At 35.2% G+C, this 25775-nt stretch carries 21 protein-coding genes; 5 read left to right on the top strand and 16 right to left on the bottom strand.

Annotation, left to right across the window (positions count from 1 at the left end; translation table 11 throughout):
• Window positions 1-17: 17 nt before the first annotated feature.
• Together EM308_RS10815 and EM308_RS10810 are read right to left on the bottom strand one after the other, a co-directional pair.
• The gene (locus tag EM308_RS10815) at window positions 18-3464 is read right to left on the bottom strand and encodes a SusC/RagA family TonB-linked outer membrane protein (protein WP_231926265.1); all 3447 of its coding nucleotides are present in this window, start codon (window positions 3462-3464) and stop codon (window positions 18-20) included.
• A 237-nt stretch (window positions 3465-3701) separates the two neighbouring features.
• Window positions 3702-4868 (bottom strand): FecR family protein, encoded by a 1167-nt coding sequence (locus tag EM308_RS10810; protein ID WP_051877806.1) that lies wholly within the window; start codon window positions 4866-4868, stop codon window positions 3702-3704.
• Between the two features lie 118 nt (window positions 4869-4986).
• On the opposite strand from EM308_RS10810, the gene EM308_RS10805 reads away from it, so the two are divergent.
• Window positions 4987-5583, top strand: coding sequence for an RNA polymerase sigma factor (locus EM308_RS10805; protein WP_035637906.1), 597 nt, complete (start codon window positions 4987-4989; stop codon window positions 5581-5583).
• Between the two features lie 414 nt (window positions 5584-5997).
• On the opposite strand, the gene EM308_RS10800 is transcribed toward EM308_RS10805, so the two are convergent.
• The 10 genes from EM308_RS10800 to EM308_RS10755 all read right to left on the bottom strand — a co-directional run bounded on the left by EM308_RS10800 (window position 5998) and on the right by EM308_RS10755 (window position 16187).
• On the bottom strand, window positions 5998-6867 hold the full coding sequence (locus tag EM308_RS10800; RefSeq protein ID WP_035637894.1) for a sugar phosphate isomerase/epimerase family protein: 870 nt from the start codon (window positions 6865-6867) through the stop codon (window positions 5998-6000).
• Window positions 6868-6880: 13 nt separating this feature from the next.
• On the bottom strand, window positions 6881-7774 hold the full coding sequence (locus EM308_RS10795) for a hydroxypyruvate isomerase family protein (protein WP_035637892.1): 894 nt from the start codon (window positions 7772-7774) through the stop codon (window positions 6881-6883).
• Between the two features lie 18 nt (window positions 7775-7792).
• A complete protein-coding gene (locus tag EM308_RS10790; protein ID WP_035637890.1) occupies window positions 7793-9022 on the bottom strand; it encodes a nucleoside permease in 1230 nt (409 codons plus the stop codon).
• A 70-nt stretch (window positions 9023-9092) separates the two neighbouring features.
• A complete protein-coding gene (locus EM308_RS10785; RefSeq protein WP_035637888.1) occupies window positions 9093-9785 on the bottom strand; it encodes a 3-keto-disaccharide hydrolase in 693 nt (230 codons plus the stop codon).
• A gap of 7 nt (window positions 9786-9792) precedes the next feature.
• On the bottom strand, window positions 9793-10167 hold the full coding sequence (locus EM308_RS10780; RefSeq protein WP_035637886.1) for a c-type cytochrome: 375 nt from the start codon (window positions 10165-10167) through the stop codon (window positions 9793-9795).
• 28 nt (window positions 10168-10195) lie between these two features.
• Window positions 10196-11248: a sugar phosphate isomerase/epimerase family protein gene (locus EM308_RS10775; protein ID WP_035637883.1), complete on the bottom strand. Its 1053-nt coding sequence runs from the start codon at window positions 11246-11248 to the stop codon at window positions 10196-10198.
• 69 nt (window positions 11249-11317) lie between these two features.
• A complete protein-coding gene (locus EM308_RS10770) occupies window positions 11318-12475 on the bottom strand; it encodes a Gfo/Idh/MocA family protein (protein ID WP_035637881.1) in 1158 nt (385 codons plus the stop codon).
• Window positions 12476-12496: 21 nt separating this feature from the next.
• The gene (locus tag EM308_RS10765) at window positions 12497-14203 is read right to left on the bottom strand and encodes a GMC oxidoreductase (protein ID WP_035637904.1); all 1707 of its coding nucleotides are present in this window, start codon (window positions 14201-14203) and stop codon (window positions 12497-12499) included.
• Between the two features lie 47 nt (window positions 14204-14250).
• Window positions 14251-14811, bottom strand: coding sequence for a gluconate 2-dehydrogenase subunit 3 family protein (locus EM308_RS10760; RefSeq protein WP_035637878.1), 561 nt, complete (start codon window positions 14809-14811; stop codon window positions 14251-14253).
• A gap of 578 nt (window positions 14812-15389) precedes the next feature.
• Complete coding sequence (locus EM308_RS10755; protein WP_070261828.1) at window positions 15390-16187, bottom strand: polysaccharide deacetylase family protein; 798 nt, start codon at window positions 16185-16187, stop codon at window positions 15390-15392.
• Window positions 16188-16405: 218 nt separating this feature from the next.
• Between EM308_RS10755 and EM308_RS10750 the strand changes: the two genes are divergently transcribed.
• Window positions 16406-16702: a YciI family protein gene (locus EM308_RS10750; protein WP_051877904.1), complete on the top strand. Its 297-nt coding sequence runs from the start codon at window positions 16406-16408 to the stop codon at window positions 16700-16702.
• On the opposite strand, the gene EM308_RS10745 is transcribed toward EM308_RS10750, so the two are convergent.
• Entirely contained in the window at window positions 16703-17446 is a 744-nt protein-coding gene (locus tag EM308_RS10745) for a ThuA domain-containing protein (RefSeq protein ID WP_231560046.1), read from the bottom strand.
• Window positions 17447-17699: 253 nt separating this feature from the next.
• Here EM308_RS10745 and EM308_RS10740 point away from each other — a divergent pair, with 253 nt between their 5' ends.
• On the top strand, window positions 17700-18059 hold the full coding sequence (locus EM308_RS10740; RefSeq protein WP_035640490.1) for a hypothetical protein: 360 nt from the start codon (window positions 17700-17702) through the stop codon (window positions 18057-18059).
• A gap of 70 nt (window positions 18060-18129) precedes the next feature.
• On the opposite strand, the gene EM308_RS10735 is transcribed toward EM308_RS10740, so the two are convergent.
• Window positions 18130-18999 carry an AraC family transcriptional regulator gene (locus tag EM308_RS10735; RefSeq protein ID WP_035640473.1) on the bottom strand — a complete coding sequence of 290 codons (870 nt, stop codon included), beginning with the start codon at window positions 18997-18999 and terminating at the stop codon, window positions 18130-18132.
• A gap of 105 nt (window positions 19000-19104) precedes the next feature.
• Between EM308_RS10735 and EM308_RS10730 the strand changes: the two genes are divergently transcribed.
• Window positions 19105-19920: an SDR family oxidoreductase gene (locus EM308_RS10730; protein WP_035640476.1), complete on the top strand. Its 816-nt coding sequence runs from the start codon at window positions 19105-19107 to the stop codon at window positions 19918-19920.
• 2 nt (window positions 19921-19922) lie between these two features.
• Window positions 19923-21092 (top strand): mannonate dehydratase, encoded by a 1170-nt coding sequence (gene uxuA, locus EM308_RS10725; RefSeq protein WP_035640478.1) that lies wholly within the window; start codon window positions 19923-19925, stop codon window positions 21090-21092.
• Window positions 21093-21277: 185 nt separating this feature from the next.
• Here the strand turns inward: uxuA (EM308_RS10725) and uxuA (EM308_RS10720) are convergent, their stop codons facing one another.
• Both uxuA (EM308_RS10720) and EM308_RS10715 read right to left on the bottom strand, forming a co-directional pair.
• A complete protein-coding gene (uxuA, locus tag EM308_RS10720; protein WP_035640480.1) occupies window positions 21278-22456 on the bottom strand; it encodes a mannonate dehydratase in 1179 nt (392 codons plus the stop codon).
• Between the two features lie 279 nt (window positions 22457-22735).
• On the bottom strand, window positions 22736-25720 hold the full coding sequence (locus EM308_RS10715) for a glycoside hydrolase family 2 protein (RefSeq protein WP_035640482.1): 2985 nt from the start codon (window positions 25718-25720) through the stop codon (window positions 22736-22738).
• Window positions 25721-25775 lie beyond the last annotated feature (55 nt).

Below are 25775 nucleotides of genomic sequence, written 5' to 3'. Positions count from 1 at the left end.
TTTTGATAGATTTAAAATTAAAATTGAATGTTAAGCCCCAATATTACTGAAGTATTGGCAGGATATGTTCCAAATCCATATGCTTCAGGATCATAGAATTTAAATTTTGTCCAACAAAACAAATTAGAAGCTCCAGCAAATATTTGTGCCGAACCAATCCCTACTTTATTTACTATCCCTGTAGGTAGGTCATAAGACAGATTAATATTTTTCAGTCTCAAGAAACTTCCATCATAAAGATTATAAGTAGATGTCACAACATATCCATTTGCACGTTGATCCCCATTTTTGAAAAGCTTAGGTGCTGTCCCATTTGGGTTGGTATCTGACCATGCATTACCTAAATAGGCTGGAAGCATCATTCCTCCTGCATTTCTACCAAAAGGATCGTTATAACTTATTTTATAACCGGCTAATCCTCCTAACAATACATCCAATGAAAATCTTTGGTATTTAAAATTCATTGACAATCCATAGGACATAGGCGCATTATTACCTACTCCCATTTGCCCAGTTGAAGCATGTTTGGCGATTACCACTTGATCATATGAATCAATAACGCCATCAGGTTTACCATCTAAACCACTTACATCCTGAAAATTCATCATCCCCAATTCTGGAGTAGCCCCAAATATTTTATAACCAGCTGGTAATTTATTCAAGTCCTCTTGTGTACGGATAATACCCGTATCTTGATATCCTACCAAGTAATTTAATGGTTTTCCGTTTGGATTTTGAGCTGGCAATGAATTTGCTGCATAATCTTTTTTCACCACATTAGTCTCTGCCAAACCAAAATTTGCATGTACATTATACGTAAAATCTTTACCAATTGTACCATTTACATAGCCTAATTCAAATTCAATTCCATGTGCATCAACAATTCCATAATTTTCAGCCGGATAATTTGTTCCAAATTCAACTGGTAGCGCAAGGATACGCTCACCTAAAATATTATATGAATGTTTTTTCCATGCCTCTACAGTAAAATTCCAATTCTTGAAGAATGTCAAATCAAGACCAATATTATACGCTTCAGATGTTTCCCAAGTAAGATTAGGGTTAGCAATACCTCCATATTGCAATATGGATGATTGCGACCCAGGGTTCCCAACATAAAAAGTATTACTAGTCACAGGATTACCTGAAGGATAAGTGGCAGCATTATATAAATCTTTCCACTGCCATCCACCAACGGAATCATTTCCTGTAGCTCCGTAAGAAAAACGAAGTTTCATAAAATCTATAACAGATCCTATTTTTGATTCTGCAAAGAAATTCTCTTTGGAAACTACCCACCCTAGAGAAGTAGAAGGAAACGTACCCCATCTTTTGTTTGGTGCGAACTTCATTGATCCATCTACACGAACTGATGATGATAACAAATACTTATCTGCATAATCGTAATTAAGCCTACCCACATACGATAAACGGGCTTCTTCAGTTTCAAAACCAGAACCTTGTGTATTGGTAGAGGCTGGACTGGCAAATAAAAACTGATCAGAAGTATAATATGGAAAATCGTATTTATATAATTTTGAGAACGTATAATTAGACCCATACTTTTCAAAAACTCCAACAATATTGAAATGATGATCCTTAAAACGAGTATCATAAGTTATTATTCCATTTATCTGATACGATTTAAGTTTCCCATTTTCATTTCCAATATAGGGCTGCGATGGGGATCCTCCCGGTTCGCTACTCACTAATTCATTTGTTAAAACAGAACCTGTAGCACTCAATGGATCTGGCTTAAAATGATAATTTATAAGTTTTTTCTCAAAAGTTTTAATAAAAGTATTATCTGTATTAGAACTGTAAGACCCCTTCAATGACAATCCTTTGATGAAAGAAGGTTTATACTCTAGTGAAAGAAGCACATCATTCTTCTGATCTTCTTTTTTCCAATATCCCCCATTTCTCATAACATCAATAGCATTACCTCCCAACCAACCTGGGGAAACAGGTTTGCCGTCAATATAAGGGGGAGTAAATCCGCCTCCCATATATCTCAATATTCCATAATACTGTCCAACATCAAGAGGATCCGCATTCGAATTAGAAAGAGCTAAGCCAAATCTATGATTAAGTCCATTACTCCCATTTATATTTATTCCCGCCGTCAGATCTTTAGCTATTTTGACTTGAACATTTGATCTCAAATTATATTTTTTATAACCTACTTGTGGCAAAAATCCATTTTCATTATAATATGATCCTCCAAAGAAGTAGGTAATATATTCATTACCTCCTGAAATATTCAAACCAATTTTTTGATTTGTTGGATTCTCATAAGCTTCGTTATACCACAACCTCCCATCGGGATTATTCTTGTTAACCCAAGCTCTATCATAATCATTCACTGAGCCTGGTTTTATAGCATTCATAACATCCATTCCATAATTTGGATCCATATATAAATCGTCAATCTCTGGATGACTATATACACCAAAAGCAGAATTGAATTGGACAACTGGTTTACCTATTTTACCAACTTTTGTTCTGACCAATAAAACACCATCTGCAGAACGTGATCCATATATAGCAGCTGATGCTGCATCTTTTAAAATAGTGATATCTTCAATTTGACTAGGGTCCAAGAGATCAAAACTTGCTTGATCCCGGATTACACCATCTATTACAAATAAAGGAGTTCCACCATTCCATGAGGAAGAGGCCCTAATTTTGACAATAGATGCTCGACCAGGTATTCCAGAAGCTGTCTGAACGAAAACTCCAGAAGCTCTGTTAGCTAACAAAGTAGAAAGGTTTGAAGCTGGAATATTGTTTAATTCTTGGGTTTTTATTTTTGTAATGGCTCCAGTTTGGGATATTTTTTTTTGCGTACCATATCCAATAACAACCACGTCATCTAATTTTTGTCCTTGATCTTTTAAAACAATTTTAAGCGGACTATTCCCAATGGCAACTTCTTGTGATTCCATACCTATATAAGAAATAACCAACTTGGATGATTTATCAGGTACATTAATCGAGAAATTACCATCTAAATCTGTTTCTGTGGCAACATTAGTCCCTTTTACTAGGACATTGGCTCCAGATACAGGAAGTCCTTTAGAATCTAAGACTGTCCCTTTTACAACTATAGGAGGCAGATCAACAGGATTGGGCAAACTGACAATTTCTGTCTTGTTTTTTTTTGTTTTAGTTAGTAAAATCTTTCGATCATCAATTTCGTATGAAGTATCAGACCCTTTAAAAAGAAGATCGAGTATAACATTTACTGACACTTTTTGGACTTTGACAGAAACCCTTCGGTTTAAATCAACAGCCTTGGTATTAAATAAAAACTTAAATTCTGTAGTAGTTTCAATTTCATCGATTATTTCCTTTACTGTAGTGTTTTCTCTATTTAAAGAAATTTTTGTTTTTTGGGAATACGATTCATTTGCTTGTATAACAAAGCTTGCAGTGACAAAAAATAATAGTGATAACTTCATTTTTAAATCAAATTTTAAGCACGCCGGAAATAATCCATTGGCCTTTGGTGGTTTTTTCATAATTTTGGAGTGTTAATTGGTGATTAGTCATTGCGATTTAATCACTTTACCTAATCGGGAGATGTTCGAGCATTTTCCGATTTTTTTTTTATCAAATGATTTTGATTTGGAAAGGCTATAAAGTGATCGTTAGTCTAAATTGTTTGTGAAACGCTAATTCATAGGCATTGTATTGATTTAATTGATTATAATTTTGTTTTCTACAATAGTGTAGTCAATCTGATAAACTTTTTTAAAGTAATTGAATACCTGTTCAATGGTTTCATGATCAGTTTCAATTGTGGCATTAAAAGTTTCGTTTGCCAAATTTTTGTTATTATTGATAATTTGCACGTTGTAGTGCAGTTCTAATTTTTTAACAATCTTTGCAAAAGATTCATTTCTAAAAACAAGATTACCGGTCATCCATGACGTATATAATGAAGTATTTACCTTTTCGTTAGAAATTTTCTTGTCCTCTTTGTTGAAAGTTCCTTTATATCCGGGAGTTAAAAAGAATTCGTTTTCAGCCTTTTGAGGGAGTCCCGCCTGTGACATACCTACGGAGCCTTCAACAAGCACTACATCAGTGGCCTGATCTTCCGGATAATTACTGACATTGAATTTTGTCCCGTAAACCTGTACATCTAGTTTGCTGGCATTGACAATAAATGGATGTTTTTTATCGTGAGTGACATCAAAATAAGCTTCACCTGTTAAGAATATCTTTCGATTTTTGTTTTTAATAAACTGAACTGGATAAGTCATAGAACTTCCGGCATTTAAATACACTACTGTTCCATCGGAAAGGGTAATATTAAAACGTCTTCCTCTAGGAATTGTTAGAGTATTATATACTAATTTAGTTGCTTTGCCATTATTTGTATATACCAGCTCTTTGCCATTCTGTTCGCCGACAACCTTTCCGTTGGCATCATATACTTTTGAAGTTCCATCAGCAGAAATAATTTTGACATTTCCATCTCCTAATTTTAATGTAATTACATCTTTTCTAGGTACAATTATTTCTTTAGTAATGTTATTGCCAAAGATATTCTTCTGCATTAAAATACCTATCCCTAAAAATACAACAGCTATTGCGGCGTATTTCATTATTGCACGGAGTCGATAGATACGAACTCTCTTCTTTTCTTTTCTAATCTCTTTCAGCAATATCTCTTTAACAGATTCTATATCCGGATCACTCATAGCTAATGTGACTGCAAAATGCGTTTTTACATATTCCAGGAAAATCAATTGGTTTTCTGGAACTTCTATCCATTGGTTTAAAATATCCAAATCAGACATATTTGCCGACTGGGAAAAATACTTAATGATTATAATTTCAATTTCTTTAAAATCCATTTTTGTGGGGGTTTTTATATATGATACAAGACAGAATTACAATACCCTAATTTTTTTATCGTTTTTATTTTATATTCATATTTTTTTTTTCTTATTATTGCTGAATAAATACCTTTTTATGAGTTTTGATGACAATACGTTTTTAATGCAAAGCCTTACAAATGGAGAAGAAAAGGCCTATGAATTTCTGCTAAATAAGTTTCATAAAAAACTTCATACCTATGCATTGACACTTGTCAACGATTATTCAATGGCGCAAGATATTGTTCAAAATGTATTTTTAAAAACATGGAAAAACAGAAATAAACTTAATCCTGAATTTTCAATTCAAAGTTTTTTGTATAAATCTGTTTACAATGAATTCATAAACAATTATCAGCAGAATAAAGCGATGATGCTTCTACAGAAAAAATATATTGAATCGATACAGCACGTAGTTGAAACAACAGATGAAAGTTCAATTGAACGTATGCTGGTAATTATCAATAAAGAAATTCAAAATCTGCCAACTAAGTGTCAGCAGGTATTTATTCTGAGCAAAAAGGAGGGACTTACTAATATTGAAATTGCTGAACACTTGGATGTTTCGATTAAGACAGTTGAAGCCCAAATAAGCAAAGCGTATAAAATATTAAAGGAAAAATTAAAAGACAAAAAAAATATGGTATTGCTTTTGCTTTTCCATCCAGCTAATAGAGATTCTATTTCAGAATAAGGGAATGATTTTTAAACCATTCTGTTATTTATTTATCAAAATTTGATTGGTTTTTTTACTCCGGAATTAGATGGTCTTTTTAAAACTTTTATAAAGTAATTACGATGTTACCGCAAAATTGCGGCAATCTGTTCTCTGGAAAATCTTTCTTGGAAAAAGAACATTACTGAATTATTTTTTTCTATAATAACTTGATATTTATATTTCATTTTAAAAATTTAGAGTTACCCTATTGGTGTACCTGTTCTTATAAAAACGTGTCAAACCTTATGTATACTGGCTCAAAATTCAGGCGAAGGGGCTCCTTTCCCCGCCAAAACAAGTTTCAAAAAAAACTTTAAAAGTCAAAAGCCTTTAAACATTGCTATTTAAAGGCCTTTTCTTTTTTTGCTTAATAATCAAAAAAAGTTAGAATCAAATCAATTCTTTCGACACATATTCCCAACTTGTTTTAATAGAATCTGACGGTGTTGGAATGTAATTCGTTTCCTGCTCTACAAAAAAGTGCTGCATTCCCGAAAGTCTCGCTTCCGCAAAAATAGCTTTAAAATTGATGCTCCCTTTACCAACTTCTGTGTTCCATTCCTCTTTGGATTTATCCATATCTTTTATATGCCACATCTTAAATCGGCCGGGATTGGCTTTAAAAAATTTCAAAGGATCATTTCCTGAGCGAATCATCCAATACAAATCCATTTCAAAATCGACTAATTTTTTATCAGTTTCCTGTAATAAAATATCATAACCCGTTTGATTTTCGTACTTCGTGAACTCAAAATCATGGTTATGATAAGCCAATTTTAATCCTAATTGTTTACATAAAACCGCCGCTTCGTTTAGTTTTTTCGCAATTTTTTTATAATCGTCTAGATTGCTTCTTATTTCTTTGTCCAAATGAGGAACAACCACATATTCGCTTCCTAATTGATTAGCACATTCGATGGAAGCTTTGAGGAAATCGGTTGAATTGCTTTTCATAAATTCACTAAATTCATAATGACCGCTTGGTGCTTTTAGTCCATTATCCATCAGTATTTTTTTGAATTCTTTTGGCGAAGTCCCGAAAAAACCTTTTTCACGTGAGTAACCATACGGTTCTACCTCTTTATATCCAGACTTAGCTACTAGTTCTAAAACCCCTTTTACGTCTTTCGAAAATGACTCTCTTAAAGTATATAATTGAATACCAATATTTTTTGGTTTAGAGGAAAAGGCAAAAGAAGGAGCAACTGCTATTACTCCTAATGCCAAACCGCTGTTAATTATAAAATCTCTTCTTTTCATTATTTCTTATTGATTAGATATCACAAATGGCAATTGCTTTTTTCAAAGAAGCTATTTTATCTTTTTGTTTTGGAATAAACTCTTGCGCCACAAAACCTGTAAAACCAGTATCAGCAATGGCTTTCATTATGGCACCGTAATTAAGTTCCTGAGTTTCATCAATTTCAGCACGCCCCGGAACACCGCCGGTATGGTAGTGCGCAAAATATTTATGATTCTCTTGGATTGTTCTGATGACATCACCTTCGTCAATTTGCATATGGTAAATATCATATAGCAGTTTAAAATTTTCGGAATTAAGTCGTTTTGCCAATTCTACACCCCAAGAAGTCTTATCACATTGATAGTCTTTGTGATTGATTTTACTATTAAGCAATTCCATAACCAAGATAACTCCATGCTTTTCGGCCAATGGAATCAATTTTTGCAACCCAAGCACACAATTATTCCAACCCTCTTCATCTGTTTTTCCTCTTCTATTTCCGCTAAAACAGATTAAGTTTTTATAACCGGCTTCGGCAACCAGCGGAATCATTTCTGTATAATTCTTAATCAGTTGTTCATGAAATTTGGTGTCATTAAATCCGTCTACCAGATTTATTTCGGCACCATTACACATAGCCGAAACAAGATTGTGTTTCTTTAATACAGGCCAATCTTTGGGACCTACTAAATCAATAGCTGTAATTCCTATTTTTTTTGCTTCTATACAAAGGGTTTCGATATCAAAACTATTGAAACACCAGCGAGCAACCGAATGATTAATTTTTCCTTTCAATTTATTAGATTTTAATTGTAATTCTTCTTCCGAAAGTATCGCAGCAGATAAACCAGTTGGAATCGCCAAAGACACTGTTCCTGCAAGAATGCCTTTTAGAGCAGTTCTTCTATCAAATGTTGTACTCATTTTATATTTTTAAAATGTTTAAATTTCGTTTACCAATTTGTTTCTGTCCTGAAATAAAAGGATAAAAAACAAGAATACCGCAAAGGCAATTCCGGCAGGAATTATCCATACCATTTGCCAATTGATTGCTCCTTCGATAGTTTTGTAATTATCTGTTATCCAACCTGCGACTGCAAAACCTATTAACATCCCAATACCATAAGTCGCCAATGTTATCAATCCCTGAGCCGCACTTTTGTATTTTTCACCCGCTTTTGAATTGGTATAAATTTGTCCAGAAACAAAGAAAAAATCATAACATATTCCGTGCAAAGCGATTCCGAGAATAAGCATAAAACTCAATTCACCACCATCGCCATATGCAAATAAAACATAACGAATTGCCCAAGCAATCATTCCTACCAGAATTGTTTTCTTGAATCCAAAACGTGAAAAAAACAAGGGAATGGATAACAAGAATAATGCTTCAGATATTTGCCCTATTGCCATTTTCCCTGTTGGATTTTCAACTCCAGAAGCAGTCAGGAAAGGATGTGCATTTTGATAATAAAAAGCCAACGGAATACAAATCAGAATCGATGCAATAAAAAATATCAGGAAATTTTTATCCTTCAAAAGTTTTAAAGCGTCAAGACCAATAATATCGGCAATTTTAATTTTTCCTTCACTCACTTTCGGTGGCGTTTTAGGCAATGTAAAGCTTAACAATCCTAAAACCAAAGCGGCGATGCCAGCTAAAAGAAATGTGTTTTTAAGCAATCCTTGAGCAATAGCTTCGGTAGAATCCCAATGAAATAGGAAACTAATAGCCAAACCAGCCAAAATCCAGCCTATCGTTCCCCAGACTCTGATATTTGCAAACTCTTTCTCTGGATCTTTCATTTGGTTGAATGCCACAGAATTTACCAAAGCCAATGTTGGCATATACAAAATCATATAACTTAACACATAGATATAAAACATTCCAACATCTGGTGACTGGTACATTTGATACATCAAAAATGCACCTGCAAGATGTAAAATGCCCAATATTTTTTCGGCGTTAAAATAACGGTCTGCAATCAAGCCAATAATAAAAGGAGCGATAATAGCACCCCACGATTGCGTAGAAAATATTGCCGCCGTTTCTGAACCGGAAGCTTTTAAATTGTTTCCCAAAAATGTACCCAAAGTGACAAACCATGCCCCCCAGATAAAAAATTCCAGAAACATCATCAGTGATAATTTAATTCGGATTGAAGTATTCATAAAAATAGATTGGTTTATTTGGTTAGGTCATTTTGGAACAACCATTCAGATAGTTTCAACTTCCAATATTTTATTCTTTAATCATAATGTTGCGATACCACACATTATTGCCGTGATCCTGCAAAGCAATTTTACCTTTTTTGAATGTTCCAAAACCTGGCCAGGTGGCAAATTTGCTCCCTGCAATTAATTTTTTAAAATGATCATCCCAAAGCACCGTTTCAACTACCACAACACCGTTTAAAATAAGTGTAAGTTTTCCTTTTTTACTAATAATTTCGGCTGTGTTCCATTCTCCAACTGGTTTAACAGGTTCTGATTTGCTCTGAATCAAATCATAAAGATCTCCTGCACGGTGTTTGATGATTTTCCCATCACTATGTCCATTATTATCCAAAACCTGCATTTCTAGTCCGGTATCGTAGGTGTTTTTATATTTTTCAGGATTTTCATTAACATAAAAAATGATTCCGCTGTTGGCATTTGGCGCCACTTTCCAATCTAGTTTTAAATGAAAATTTTCATACTCAGCATCAGTTACCAAATCTCCTCCTTGACCATTTTTGGCTGCCTCGGGATCAAAATGCAAAACGCCTTCTTCGACTTTCCATCCGGCACTAGCCGATGTTTTTCCATATGAATGCCAACCTGCTGTGGTTTTTCCGTCAAAAAGAGGCTTAAATCCTTTTTGAGCCTGTAGCGTTTGCAATGCCGTAAACAGCACGCAACCAATGAATAACCTTGATACAAAACCTTTTTCCATAAATTGATTACGCTTTTTTATTGTTTAGTGACAAAATATATTTGGCTACTTTTTTTGCATCATCTTTTTTTAATGCAGCATGCGGAGCCATTGGGATAGCCCCCCAAACTCCAGAACCTCCTTTGATAATTTTATCCGATAAATAACCAATGCTTTTATCATTCAGTGGATATTTTTTTGCAATATCCAAATACGATGGTCCGATGACTTTTTTATCAATTTTATGACAAGTGGCACAGTCTAGTTTTGCCATTATTTTTTCTCCCTCAGAAAGTTCGGTTTCATCACTACTATTTTTATATTCCTTTAAATTTGTTTCAAAACCCGAGAAAGAACTTAATCCTCCAAAAGCTATTACTGCAACTAAAATTTTAATTTTCATATTATAATATTCCTTTAATAAATTTGTTTTATAACCCTAGATTTTTTCTATTAAGTTGGGTATCGGTTTCGACCGCTGCAAAATCATCAAAAGCCTTATCAGTCACTTTAATGATGTGTTTTTTAATAAATTCGGCTCCTTCACGAGCACCATCTTCTTGGTTTTTCAAACAGCATTCCCATTCCATCACAGCCCATCCTTTATAATCATATTGTGCCAATTTGCTGAAAATGGTTTTAAAATCTACCTGACCATCACCCGGCGAACGATAACGTCCCGCACGATTCAGCCAACTTTGATACCCCCCAAAAGTTCCTTGTTTTCCTGTTGGATTAAACTCCGCATCCTTCACATGAAAAGCTTTGATTCGCTCATGATAAAAATCGATGTATTGAATATAATCCAATTGTTGAAGAACAAAATGGGAAGGATCATACAAAATACAGGCGCGCTGATGATTGTTGACCGCTTTTAGAAACATTTCGTAAGTTTCCCCATCAAATAAATCCTCGCCAGGGTGGATTTCGTAACAAACATCCACACCGTTTCTATCAAATTCATTGAGGATTGGCAACCAGCGATTGGCAAGTTCTTTGAATCCTTCTTCAATTAATCCAGGTGGTCGTTGCGGCCAGGGATGAAAAAATTGCCACAATAAGGAACCGCTAAAAGTCGCATGCGCATTAAGCCCTAAATTTTGAGAAGCTTGTGCCGCATAATGCATTTGTTGTACAGCCCATTCTTGTCTTGCTTTTGGGTTGCCTCGAAACTCTTGTGGTGCAAAACCGTCAAAAAAATCATCGTACGTGGGATGAACAGCAACTAGTTGACCTTGTAAATGAGTAGAAAGTTCGGATATTTTCAATCCATGCGAAGCAGCAATTCCTGTTATTTCTTCGGCATAAGTTTTACTATCGGCCGCTTTTTTCAAATCAATAAAACGGGAATCCCAAGTTGGTATCTGAATCCCCTTAAAATTAAGATTCTTTGCCCATTGACACATTCCTTCTAAGGAATTAAAAGGAGCTTCATCAGAAATAAATTGTGCTATAAAAACCGCAGGTCCTTGCATTGTTGTCATTTGTTGTGATTTAAAATTAATTAAGAAACTAAGTTACTGAGATTCTGAGATTCTAAGAATCTTAGTTTCTTAGCAACTCAAAAAATCTGTCCATTTTTGAGATGATTTTCCCGAAGAAATTACATTTTCTATAAAAGCCATTCCACGAACACCATCTACTACATTTGGAAAATCTAGCATACTTGTTGTTGGTTCTTTACCTTCCTGTTTTGATTGTAAAGTCAAAGCAAAATTTTTGTATAAATTCCCAAAAGCTTCCATATATCCTTCTGGATGTCCGCTTGGAACTCGTGTATTAAAAGCTGCTATTGGTGACACATACCCATTTCCGGTTCGATACACTTGAGCAGGCGCGTTCAGCCATTTTACAATCAAAGTATTTGGTTCCATTTGATGCCATTCCAAGCCTCCTTTTTCACCATAAATTTTTATTTTCAAACTATTCTCTTCACCGGCGGCAATTTGGCTTGCAACCAAAATTCCATTGGCCCCATTATCAAATTTAAGCAACACATTCCCGTCATCATCCAGTCTTCTGTTGGCAACGACAGTATTAATATCTGCACAAAGTTGTGTGATTTTTAATCCCGAAATATATTCGGCCAAGTGGGCAGCATGAGTACCAATATCTCCCATACAACCACTGATACCACTTTTGGATGGATCTGTTCTCCAGGCCGCCTGTTTATTTCCTTCATTTTCAAAAGGTGTACTCAACCAGCCTTGAGGATATTCTACCATAATTTTCCGAATGGCTCCAAATTGATTTTCAGCAACCATATTTCTGGCTTGTTTCACCATTGGATAACCGGAATACGTATGCGTCACGCATAAATAAAGTCCTGTTTCTTTGACTTTTTGTTCCAATAATTTGGCTTCCGCCAAAGTCAAAGTCATTGGCTTATCCAAAACAACATGGAAACCATTTTCCAAAGCCAACATTGCAGGTGCAAAATGAGCATGATTCGGAGTTACAATTGAAACAAAATCCATTCTTTCTTCAGAAGGTAATTTTGCTTCGGTCTCAATCATTTGGGCATAAGATTCATAACATTTATCTTTTGGCAACCCTAATTCTTTACCGGATTCAAGGGATAAATCAGGATTCGAACTAAAAGCACCGCAATGCAATTCGATTAATCCATCCATATTGGCAGCAATGCGATGAACAGCTCCTATAAAAGCGTTTTTGCCACCGCCAATCATTCCCATTTTTAATTTTCTCATAAAATCAGAAATATACTAAGTCTAAATATTTTTTTTCTTTAATTCTTTTACAGCATAATCACATGCTCTGGCGGTTAAGGCCATGAATGTCAAGGATGGATTTTGACAACCACCCGAAGGCATACTGGCACCATCAGTAACAAATACATTGTTCACTTCATGCATTTGATTCCACTTGTTTAACACCGATTCTTTTGGATCATTCCCCATACGTGCAGTTCCCATTTCGTGAATCGCCATTCCCGGTGCAGAGCCATTATCGTATGTTTTTACGTTTTTCATACCCGCCGCTTCGAGCATTTCGGCGGCGTCATTCATCATATCTTTACGCATTTTAGCTTCATTTTCTCTGTGTTCACAGTCAATAGCCAATACGGATTGTCCCCATTTGTCTTTTTTGGAATGGTCGATGTAAACTCTATTTTCGTAGTAAGGCAACATTTCGCCAAATCCTCCTAATCCCATTCTCCATGTATCGGCAGGTTTTGATAAATTATCTTTGAAATCCCCACCAAACGACAATTCGGCAACGTTATCATACCAAGTTCCTCTGCTGGCGCCCCCTTGGTATCCAAAACCGCGCACATAATCTCGTTTGTCATTATTAAAATTTTGATACCTAGGAACATAAATACCATTGGCTCTTCGTCCGTAAGTATATTTATCTTCAAATCCTTCTGCATCTCCACTTGCTCCACATCTGAAGTGATGATCCATTAAGTTATGTCCTAAATGTCCGCTGGCATTACCCAAACCATTTGGATGCGCTTCGGAAGTTGAATTTAATAAGATGAAAGTTGTTCCTAGAGTTGATCCATTTACAAAAACGATTTTGGCATAAAACTCCATCGTTTCATTAGTCTGAGCATCAATAACCATTACACCTTTGGCTTTTTTGGTTTCTTTGTCATAAATAATATGATTAACAATTGAATAAGGACGAACAGTTAGCCTTTTTGTAGCCATAGCTGCTGGCAAGGTTGAAGCTTGCGTACTAAAATAGGCTCCAAACGGACAGCCTCTACTGCATAAACTTCTGTATTGACAATTGCCTCGGCCTAAATGTGGTACTGTTAAATTTGCAGTACGACCAATTGTCATAATTCTGGATTTATTGTAATGTTTCTCGATACGTTCTTTTACCGATTTTTCAACGCAATTCATATCCATTGGTGGCAAAAAATGACCATCTGGCAAAGAAGGCCAGTTTTCATTTTGTCCACTTATTCCGGCAAATTTTTCAACATGATCATACCAAGGGGCTAAATCTTTATATCGAATTGGCCAGTCATTTCCGTGACCATCCTTGGCATTATCTTCAAAATTAATATCGCTTAAACGATAACTTTGGCGCCCCCACATCAAGGACTTTCCACCAACATGAAATCCTCTGTACCAATCAAAACGTTTGATTTCGGTATAAGGGCAATCTAAATCATTTACTGACCAATTTGGAGTAGCCTGACTATATACGTAATCTCTGGTTTGTACGGGATGGGTTCTTTTTTGCTCTTCGGTTAATTTTCCGCAATAGGCAATTTCCCAAGGAGCTTTCATGGCCGAATCATAATCTTTGATGTGTTCTATATCCATTCCTCGTTCCAGCATAAGAACCTTAAGCCCTTTTTCTGTTAATTCTTTGGCTGCCCATCCACCACTTATTCCTGAACCAATGACAATGGCGTCATACGTATTTTGCTTCTTTAAATCAGTATTGATATTCACTATATTTTTAATTTTAGAATTGAAAAAAAAATTACAAACAGCCAATTATTTTAGGTTGCCCAAGCTTTTTGCCCTTCTTTGTAGTCGGCATTGCCATCATATCTACCAGGTATTGGCAAATATTCCCTGGCGATTGTACATCCAATTTCAGAGGAGAAATAACCTAAAAGGGTTAAATCTCTGGCAATTATAAAAAAAGAAGGTTTCTTTTGATTATTAAGCGCTTCCTGTCTTAGCTCATTCATGAGTAGATTTTTATCTTCATTGGAAAGACTCATAAATTCTTTGTTGAATTTACTTTTACATTTAGTCAACATTTCTTGAAATCCATTCTTGAAAACTTCTTGTAATTTTGGAGGATAGCAATCTTGAATAATCTGTGGTATTAAAGCACCAACACCAGCAGCTTTTGCCCCAGGCGATTTTGCAGTTGTAGGCAAAATAATTTCTGAAAATTCACCCAAAACTTCTTCATCATTTAGAGAATAGAAATAGGTGCTTTGTTCGGGGTCATATACAGTAAAACTTTCAAATAAAACCCCCATTGTTGTAGCAGAAATTGCTCCACCCATCAAAAAAGCTATTTTTTTCAATGCTTCTCGTCTTTCCATTTTAAGAAATATTAAATTAATTACAAAAATCGTTTTAGTAAAAACGATTTCTCCAACAGTATGTTTATATATTATTTTAGAAGGCACACAATCTTGCACTTTTATACTAAAATATTTCTTTTTCCTTATTTTATAGATTTAAAAACATTTTTAAATTATAAACAAAAAATTATCAATTGAAATAATTTTAAGCATATTACTTTATATATGCGCTATAAAACTTTTACATATATTTTTTTATTGTTAATATTTTACAAAATAAATATTTTACAAGTATATAATTTTTTTATCAAATAATTACAAATAAAAAAATATTCAGGATAACTGAGGAAAAATTAAAAAAGAAGATTGAAAAGATTTTTTTTCGTGTAAAAAACAATTAAGAAAGAATTAATACCAATTGGAAATCTACAATAGTTTTTTAGCATAGCACAGCTCCAACCCTTACCAAAAGAAAGGAAGTAAAGACTGGATTATTTCCAAATAATAAAAACAGCAATTGAATGCTTAAAAACAGTCAAATAATCCACTCTAAGCTATAAAAATACAGAGTGGTTTATTCAAATTATTTTACAAAATCACAACTTCGCCAAATCATCTATAGTATAAAATTTAAGGCCTTTGTTTTTGGCATATTTGCAAAGTTCTTCTAAAGCAGAAAGTGGTGTTTCTAGCTTTTCATCGGCATCAGGAACCGTTTTATGACCATAAAATATCACTATTTTATTGTGCTTTTTGGCGTAATCCATCAGGCTTTTATAATAAGGAATATTAAACTGTTTGTAGTCATCATCTATACCGAGGCCGTAGACAACTCTTTTTCCTTCATAATAGCAATATTGTGATTGTGGCGGAATCTCCTCATAAGTAGTCCCTCTTATTATAGAAAAATAATTAAGCAATTCATTATCTAGGGTCGAATCGCGTGCTCCATCTGGATAAGCAAAGGAATGAACATCAAAACCATCTTTTGCCATTGCCGATTTCAATGTCAAAATATCGTCTTTGATATACTTCTTCATTCCAAATTGCTTATAATATTTTAATGCATTCAAATGATTGTAACCATGCGCAGCTATATCATGACCATTATCTTTTAAATAATGAAGTTTTGTTTTTTGCTCTGGTGTCAAACTACCATACCAGGTAACAAAAAAAGTAGCTTTCCAACCGTAAGGATGCAAAAGCAAATCGGCAACGTACCAATCTTCGATATAATTGTCATCAAAAGTAAAAACTACACCTGCTTTATAGCTCTTTTTCAAAGGTTTTACCACAATAGCTTTTTCTTCCGGGTACATTTTAACAGCCAATAATACGGTTGCAATAGCTACAATAATTACAAAAACTATGCTTTTTATCGATACAGATTTCATTATAAAGAAGTTTTAATTAATCAACTACAATATTGTTTGTTATTCATGACACCAATCCTAAGCTTTCAAACTTTTAAAAATAAAAACTTTTTCTTTTACTTAAAATAGTCCAGATATTGAAAAGCAAGGCATTATATTATTTCATAAATTTATACACATCAAAAAGGTAAATTCTTTTTTTTTAATATTCAACACGAAGTTAAAACCAAAAAACAATCATGGAAACTAAATATTACGTATTGCATTTATTGCCATCAAGACCTGATTTTGCACAAACGATGACTGATGAAGAACGTTCTATCATGATGGAACACATTGCTTATTGGACATCACTTATGAATAAGGGTAAAGTTTTGGCTTTTGGACCGGTTCTTGACCCAAAATCCATTTACGGACTTGGTATAATCGCTGTTGAAAACGAAGATGAAGTCAAAGAGTTTATCGCAAATGATCCTGCCGGAAAAATAAACAGATATGAATATTATCCCATGAAAGCTATAGTTCCCGAAAAATAGTTATTCCCCCATGGCATAAGTGATTCCGCCAAGCAAATGTTGCAAAAATAAAGGATCACTATAGCTTTCGTTCGTATGTCCCAAAGCAGTGTAAAACATCCTGCCACCTCCATAATTTTGATACCATGCCATAGGATGATTGTCTCCATTTTTTCCACCGGTATATGATGATTCATCAATTTTGAGGAGCACATTTACATCAGGATTTAGATCCTTAAAGTTATACCATTCGTCTTTTCGTTCCCAAATTGCTGGCAAGTGTTTCGTAGCGATGTGTTCTTTGTTTACAACCACCAGTTTTGCGGTTTGCTGAGCAGGATGGGAAACAAAATAACCTCCAATCATTTTTCCATACCAAGGCCAGTCGAATTCGCAATCAGAAGCAGAATGCACACCTACAAACCCCTTCCCTTTCTTCATGAATTCCTGCAAGGCCAATTCCCCTTCCTTCCCTAAAATGGTTCCGGTTGTATTCAAAAAAATGATGACTTGATATTGCTTCAGATTTTTAGAGTTAATTGCAAGTGAATCTTCGGTGGCATCAACCAAAAAATTATTTTCTTCTCCCAATTTCTTTATCGCATTGATGCCAACCGAAATACTTCCGTGTCTAAAGCCATTCGTTTTGGAAAAAATCAGAACTTTTTTCGGTTTTACAAAAATTGCTTCGTCTTTATTTACCTGACAAAAAGATACTAAAACAAAGCTGATTACAGCAATTGCTGAAACAATACAAAAATTCATTAGTTTGAAACGCATATTTATATCTAAAAAAAATTAACGCGGTAAGATAATAAATTTGTAATACAACAATTAATAAAAGTTTCAGAATCTGAAATAAATATTTTTTGAGTTTCAAAACAATATTTTTAAATCAATATTTTAGCTAATTTTGACAACCTCAAGATTATTTAACTTATTTACTTTCAAGACTTTTTAAATTCATTTTCTGATATAAAGTTTAATACCAATGAATCCTATTTTGACAAAAAAAGAAATGACATTGCAAGATTTACCCGGAAGTTACTCTATTCAGGGAAGCAATCAGAATGAAATAAACACAATGACTTACCAGGGAATTTTGACTTTATCTCTTGATGAAAATAACCGTATTTTGGCCCATTGGATTATTAATAATGAACAGGAACAAGTTGGTTATGGCTTTTTCAAAGATGCTATTCTGGTTATTAATTTTAAATACAAAGGAGAAAACAACAAGACATATAAAGGAGTCGCTGTTTACCGTTGCTTAACCAACAATGTTTTGGATGGATTTTGGTCCGAAAAACACGGAAACCCTCTTTATTTGGGAACCGAAAGAGGAATGCGAATCGAAAGCAACGAGCTTTTACATTAAAAACGACAGCTCATCACAATTATTTTGTTATTGATACAATTTAAAACAAACCTCGGTTAAGATTTTGAAATTAACTCTCCAAAATAGTATTTTTATATTGAGAAGGTACATAGCCAGTGTTTTTTTTAAATGCTCTATTAAAATAGGAAAGCGTCTCAAAACCACATTTAATACTAAGCTGCGAAATACTTATATCTTCCATCATCAATAATTTGCAGGCGTAACCAATCCGCATATCTATAATGTAGTTTTTAAAAGATTTGCCTGTTTTGCTTTTAAAATAACGACAGAAAGCAGAAGGATTCATAGCTGCAAAAGACGCAATTTCATCAAGGGTGACATTTCTTGTGTAATTCTTATTGAGATAGGAAATTATTTTATCGATTCTTGTCGTGTCATATATGGTTTCATTGACAAAATCAGAAGTAGAAATCCTTTGTCTGCTCTCAATTTCTGACATTTCTTTTAGAATTTCCAAAAAAGAAAACAATTGATTTAACCCGTTTTCCAATGATATTTTTTCCAATAAATTCTTTAGTTTCTTACTACAGTCTTTTGCAAAAAAAATTCCTCTTTCAGACTCCTGAAACAGGTTTTTTATTTTAATAAAATGGGGATAATTATTTATGGCATAATACATAAATTCCTTTTCAAACTGAATTATCGTGCCTTTCACCCTCAAAACACTTTCAGCTGAATGGTATATATCGTCACTTTTCAAAAAATGAGGCAAATTTGAGCCAATAAGCAAAACATCACCCGCCTCGTATTTTGATATATTGTTCCCCACAAATCGGGTTCCTGTGCTTTCCTTTATATAAATAATTTCATATTCTGTGTGAAAATGCAAGGGATAAGTAAAATGTTTATAATCGTAAAAACGTACGCTGAGCGGAGATGACTTCGAAATAAGAAGCCTTTCATTCATTATTGCTTTCATTTCTTGTATTGTAAGTTGCAAAAATAGAATCAGTATGTGCAAATTTAGGATAAATAAGTGATTTTACATATAACTAAATTTGTAAGTATCAAAAAAAAAAAAAAAATGAACGAGACATTTAGCATAAAAGATAAAGTAGCAATAATAACCGGAGCCGGTGGTGTTCTAGGCAGTAGTATCGCAAAAAGTTTTATCCAGGCTGGCGCCAAAGTGGTTGCTATAGATATTCATGAAGAAAACCTCAATAAGCGTGTGGCAGAACTTGCCGCTTACGGCAAGGACGTAATAGGCGTTGTTGGTAACGTATTGGATATTGAGAGTTTGGAAAATGTAGCAAATGAGGTATTGGCCAAATGGGGAAAAATAGATATCCTATTGAATATTGCAGGAGGAAACCTTCCGGGAGCCACGCTATTACCAGACCAAGAGTTTTTTGACATGAAAATTAGCGACTGGGACAAAGTGACAAGCCTAAACTTAAACGGAACAGTATTCCCTAGCATGGTATTTGGACGAATAATGTCTAAACAAAAAAGCGGAAACATCATCAATATGTCCTCAATGGCCGCCTATTCCGCGATTACGCGTGTGCCAGGCTATTCGGTTGCCAAAACAGGAATCAGTAATTTCACCCAATGGCTAGCAATGGAAATGGCGATGAAATATGGTGATGGAATTCGTGTAAACGCACTTGCACCAGGATTCTTCATTGGTGACCAAAACCGCGCTGTACTTATCAATCCTGACGGCTCGCTTACAGACAGAAGTAAAAAAGTTTTAGCAAAAACTCCTATGGGACGATTTGGTGACATTTCGGAATTAAATGGTGCTGTTCAATTTTTGTGCAGCGATGCAGCGAGTTTTATCACAGGTGTTGTATTGCCGGTAGACGGTGGTTTTAGTGCATTTAGCGGCGTATAATTATGGAAAAAACTTGGAGATGGTTTGGCAAAAAGGATAAAATAACGTTATCCATGCTTAGACAAATTGGTGTTGAAGGCATAGTCTCGGCATTGCATGATATCCCGAATGGAGAAATATGGACACTGGAGGCAATTCTTGATTTAAAAAAATATATTGAAGACGCAGGTTTACGATGGTCTGTTGTGGAAAGCCTTCCGGTGAGTGAAGGTATAAAACACAACGCTCCCAATAGAAACAAACTCATTGACAACTATATTGTAAGTCTCGAGAATTTGGGAAAAGCAGGAGTTAAAACAATCTGTTATAATTTTATGCCGGTGATTGACTGGATTCGAACGGATCTGGATTATAAGCTGGAAGACGGTACCTCAACGCTTTATTTTGACAAAATCAAATTTGCTTATTTTGATATTCTAATTCTTAACAGAAAAAATGCCGAAAAAGAATATACCAGTGAAGAACTTAAAAAAGTTTATGCCTTAGACAAAACGATTACTGAAGCAGAAAAAGAACAATTGATTGACACAATTATTGTAAAGACTCAGGGGTTTATCAACGGAAACATTAAGGCGGGCGATCAAAATCCCGTGGCAATATTCAACAGGTTGCTTAGCGTTTACGACAGAATAGACAAAAATGAATTGCGTGAAAATTTACGCTACTTCTTAAATCGCATCATGCCAGTTTGTGAACAATACGGAATCAATATGTGTATTCATCCTGATGATCCTCCGTTTCAAATGTTGGGTTTACCTCGGATTGTAACCAATGAAGAAGATATTCAGTGGATATTGGATGCTGTGGATAATCCCCATAACGGTCTGACTTTTTGTGCTGGCTCATTAAGTACCGGAATCAATAATAATGTTCCAGAACTGGCACGAAAATTTGCCTCGCGAACTCATTTTGTACATCTAAGAAGTACTGACACTCTGGAAGGCGGCAATTTTATTGAAGCATCCCATCTCGAAGGGCGCGGCCATCTAATTGAAGTGGCTGCCCTATTTGAATCCCTGAACCCAAATTTACCGATGCGTATCGATCATGGGCGATTGATGCTTGACGATGCAGACAAAGGGTACAATCCTGGATATTCGTTTCATGGTAGAATGCTGGCTTTGGCACAAATAGAGGGAGCTATGGCTGCTATTAAACTTTTGCAGAAATAACATTAGCCCACAGATCAAACAGATTTACACGGATTTTTTAATTGTTTTTAAAACATAAAATCTGCTGAATCTGCGTAAAAAAAAACTAATATAGGTTTGAGTTAAATAGAAAAAAATAGGGCTTCGATTTTATAGTCGAAGCCCTTTTCTATTATTATGAGTTGTTATAAACTCATTCTTAGCAATTAATTAGAACTGCAAAGAATTCCGTATTCAAGTCCTCTCAACTCTGCCAATCCTCTCAATCGCCCAATAGCTGAATAACCCGGATTGGTTTTTTTATTCAAATCATCAAGCATTTGGTGCCCGTGGTCTGGTCGCATTGGAATAGCTGCATCAATCATACCTGCAGCTTGTCTTCTTCTTTCTTCTTTTACGACTTCGTTTACGATATCGAACATGTTTACGTCACCTTCCAAATGGTTTGCCTCAAAGAAATTTCCTTTTTCGTCGCGTAGCGTACTTCTCAAATGTAAAAAGTGAACACGGTCAGCAAAACGTTTGAAAATTGCCACTAAATCATTATCGGCTCTAACGCCCAATGATCCCGTACAAAAAGTTATTCCGTTGGAACGGCTTGGCACTTCCGAAAATAAATAAGCATAATCTTCCTCTGTGCTTACCACTCGTGGCAATCCCAAAATCGGGTAAGGTGGATCGTCTGGGTGAATACACATCAACACCCCATTTTGCTCTGCAACAGGAACGATTTCCTTTAAGAAAGATGCTAGATTTTCACGCAAAGTCTGAGCATCAATTTCAGAATAAGTGTTCAAGATTGTTTGAAATTGTTCAAGAGTATATCCTTCTTCAGCTCCTGGAAGCCCTGCGATAATGTTTCTTACCAACTCTGATTTTTCATCATCCGAAAGTTTATCAATATATAATTTTGCCTCTTTCTTCATTTCTTCAGAATATTCTGCTTCTGCTCCCGGACGTTTCAACAAATACAATTCGAATGCAGCAAAAGCTGTCACGTCAAAACGAAGCGCTTTGGATCCATCCTCAACTTCGTATTTCAAATCAGTTCTTGTCCAGTCCAAAACCGGCATAAAATTGTAGCACACGATGTTGATACCGCAGCTTGCCAAATTTTGAATACTGGCTTTATAATTCTCGATATATTTTGCAAAATCACCAGAACGGGTTTTGATATTTTCATGAACCGGAATACTTTCTACAACATCCCAAATAAGTCCCTTTTCCTCAATGATTGCTTTTCTTTTTTTAATCTCCTCAACGGTCCAAACATTCCCGTTTGGAACATGATGTAAAGCCGATACAATTCCTGTTGCTCCTGCTTGTTTAATATCTGATAGTGACACCGGATCGTTTGGCCCATACCATCTCCATGTTTGTTTCATTATATTATTTATTTAAAAATTCTGCTAAATGTACTAAAATTTCCTCACCTGAAATTTTGCTAAAAGTATTAAAAAAATATTAATTATTCCCACTGTAGTATCCCGTATTGTCACTGTTTGGTATATAGATTAAAAGAAAACTTTTTGTTCCTCTATTCAATCTCTTTAAAAAAAACCTATCAGGGTAATGCTAAGTCCTGATAGGTTACTGACTAAAATAACAAACCAAATTAATCTATATTTTTATTTACCTTTCTTAGGTTTTTTGTACCAAAATCACTAACGAATTGATTCATAAAATTCTATTTCAACTATCGGTAATTGTGGGGTTTTGCTGTTTGTTTTTTTCAAAAGACCATCATCCACTTTCCCAGTAATTTCAACCAAATTGATATCATTACTGTTTTTAGAATTCTCCATCAATTCAATCTGAACCGTTTTTCCTTTCGTAGGTTTAACATCAAGGGTCACATAGCCCAAACTGGTAGGCGTAATCCCGTCGAATAACTGTTTCCCGTCTATTGAAATTCGAAGCGGGTATTTTTTGCTTCTCCATCCGGATAGTTTCAAAACTACCTGATTGATGGTTGCTTTTCGTTCCAATTCGTATTCAATTTTTGCAATCCCATCTCCGTTAGACCATTCTGTCAACTCATTATCATCGTAACTTTTGGCCACATCCTCTTGATTTGAATCTGTTTTGACTCCAATAATAGCGATAGCATTTCTGGTTTTCTTAAACGATGGTGTTTTTGGTGTAGGTCCTTTTGCAATGTAAGATGGCAAATTTTCACTCGTCATCGTCGTCGATAATTTTGAGGTATCCGCTTTAATGGTTTTCACAGTAACAGCATCCCCTTTCAAAGATTCGGAAGTTGCTTTTATTAAAATCTCCCCTGCTTTATCATTGGCTTTAACCAAAATTCGGTTCACGCCACACTCCACCGGAAGACTTGTTTTGCCAATGAAATTATCCGATCCTTGCGCAATTCCGCCTAAATAAGTTCCCTCTCCTTCTACCTTAAAGTCAATCATATTTAATGCAGTTGGGCAACGGTTTCCTTTTTCGTCCACCACTTCAACCTGTATGATTGCCAAATCATTTGCATTGGCAAGCGTACCACCTGGTCTTTCGATAGTACTTAATTTGAGCGCATAAGGTTTTCCAGCAGTTCTAATTTCATTTTCACAAACTTTTTTACCCGATTTGTCGTAACCAATTGCTTTGATAGTTCCCGGTTTAAATTGTACATTTTTAAACTTAAACAAGAATCTTTTGTCCTGAGTTCCTTTTCCAATACTTACATTATTTACGAATAACTCCACCACATCAGCTGTTGAAACTACGGTAATATCTTTGGTTACACCATTTTCGTAGTTCCAATGACCTATTATATGAGCATTTGGAGTATCGGTATCTACCCATCCGTCCCAAATTACCTGATGCGCAAAATAATTGTCTTTCGGGATTCGCATAGCATCCACCTCCCCGCTTCTACGGTAATTTTCCTGACCTCGGTAATGCGTATTAGAATCACTGAAAATAATATTAACCCCACCAGAACTTACTCGTTCTCCTGTACCGGGACGCATTTCCCAATAGTCGTACCAGCGCACCACATCTTCTATTGCGTGTGTATCCTGATTGTGGTTGTAAGGGCTTGCATCGGCAACTTTGCTTCCGTTCACATTTTTATGTGCCGTTCCTCCAGTTCCTTCCTTATGGAAAGGAGGTGTAAACTCGTCCCAAAATTTACGCAAACCTTCATCCCTGCTGTATTCTGTCGCCCAAAACGGAATGTGAGCACTTTTGTTAATATACAACATTTCCCCACCGTATTCGGCTACTTTGCTGTCCAACATTTCACGACTTCCTATTGCCCTTCCTCCAAAAGGATCATAAGTATTTTTGATAGTTAACATTTCCTGCATGTGCTCCTCAGAAATACTTTCGTTCCCCGACTCATAAAAAATAATACTAGGATTGTTTCGGTTGTAAATAATGGCGTCGCGCATCACCTCTGTGCGTTGTCCCCATCGACGGTCATTTACATCTTTTTCAGAATCTCCTGCCGGCATAGCCTGAATAAGACCTACTCTGTCACAGGATTCTATATCTTGTTTCCAAGGCGTAATATGCATCCATCGTACCAAATTGGCATTGCTCTTAACCATAAGACTATTGCTGTAATCGCTCATCCAGGAAGGAACCGACATTCCGACAGAAGGCCATTCGTTGCTCGTGCGCTGTGCATATCCGTGCATCATAATGACACGATCGTTTAGATAAATCATTCCTTTTTCGAACTTAGTTTTACGGAAACCTGTACGAATCACAACTTTTTCAGCAGAAGCATTATCAACTAATAATTCACTAGAAACTTTGTACAAATAACCGTATCCCCAACTCCAAAAATTCAAATTATTTAAGGATTTTGACGCTTTCAAATCCTTTGTTTCATTTGGTGCCAAAGTATAGGTGTCACTCAAGAATGAAGCAACTTCTTTTCCATCCATATCTGCAACACTTACTTTCAACTGTGCTTTAATTGGTTTTGCAAATTCATTTTTTACCTGAGAAGAAATATTTACAACGGCCTTTTTTTGTGGAATATCAAAATCGGTCGCATAGACATAAGTACCTGTTGTACCCAAAGTAGAATACAACGGAAGTGTCTGATACGCCTTTGATTTTACATACAAATAAACATTCTTGGGAATACCACCATAATTGGCGTTAAAATTTTTATCATTCCATTGGTATCCAGATCCGGTGCTTTTCTCTTTGTATTTCCAGTCATTATCTGTTTTTACGGCGATGATATTCTCTTGCGGATAAGGTTTTACAAAAGGAGTCAGATCAAAACCAAAAGCCATAACACCATTTTCATGCCTGCCCACAAAAGTACCGTTGACATAAATTTCCCCCATTTGGCGAACGCCTTCAAATTCTATAAAAATCTTTTTATCATTCGAATCTTTTGGCAATTGAAATGATTTTCTATACCAAGCTATTCCGGTGGATAATTCGGCTATATCCATTTTAAAAGCTTCAGCCTGATTCCATGCATAAGGAAGACTTACTTGTGTCCATACCTTGTCGTCAAACTCTGTTTTTGATGCTTCTTCAACATCGCCAACATGCAATTTCCAACCGTAATCAAAGTTGTACTTTGTTCTGTCTGACACATTATTCTGTGCACCCGAAAAATTTGCAAATAACATTGCAAAACTTAATGCGTAAAAAATACTTTTAAAATTCATTATTCCATTATTTGGTTAGGGGTTAATTAAGATTCACAAATATAAATCCTCTCAT

The organism is Flavobacterium gilvum (assembly GCF_001761465.1).
In the GTDB taxonomy this organism is placed as follows: Bacteria; Bacteroidota; Bacteroidia; order Flavobacteriales; family Flavobacteriaceae; genus Flavobacterium; species Flavobacterium gilvum.
Note: the sequence above shows the minus strand (reverse complement) of the source record. Positions and strands in the feature narration are given on the sequence as shown.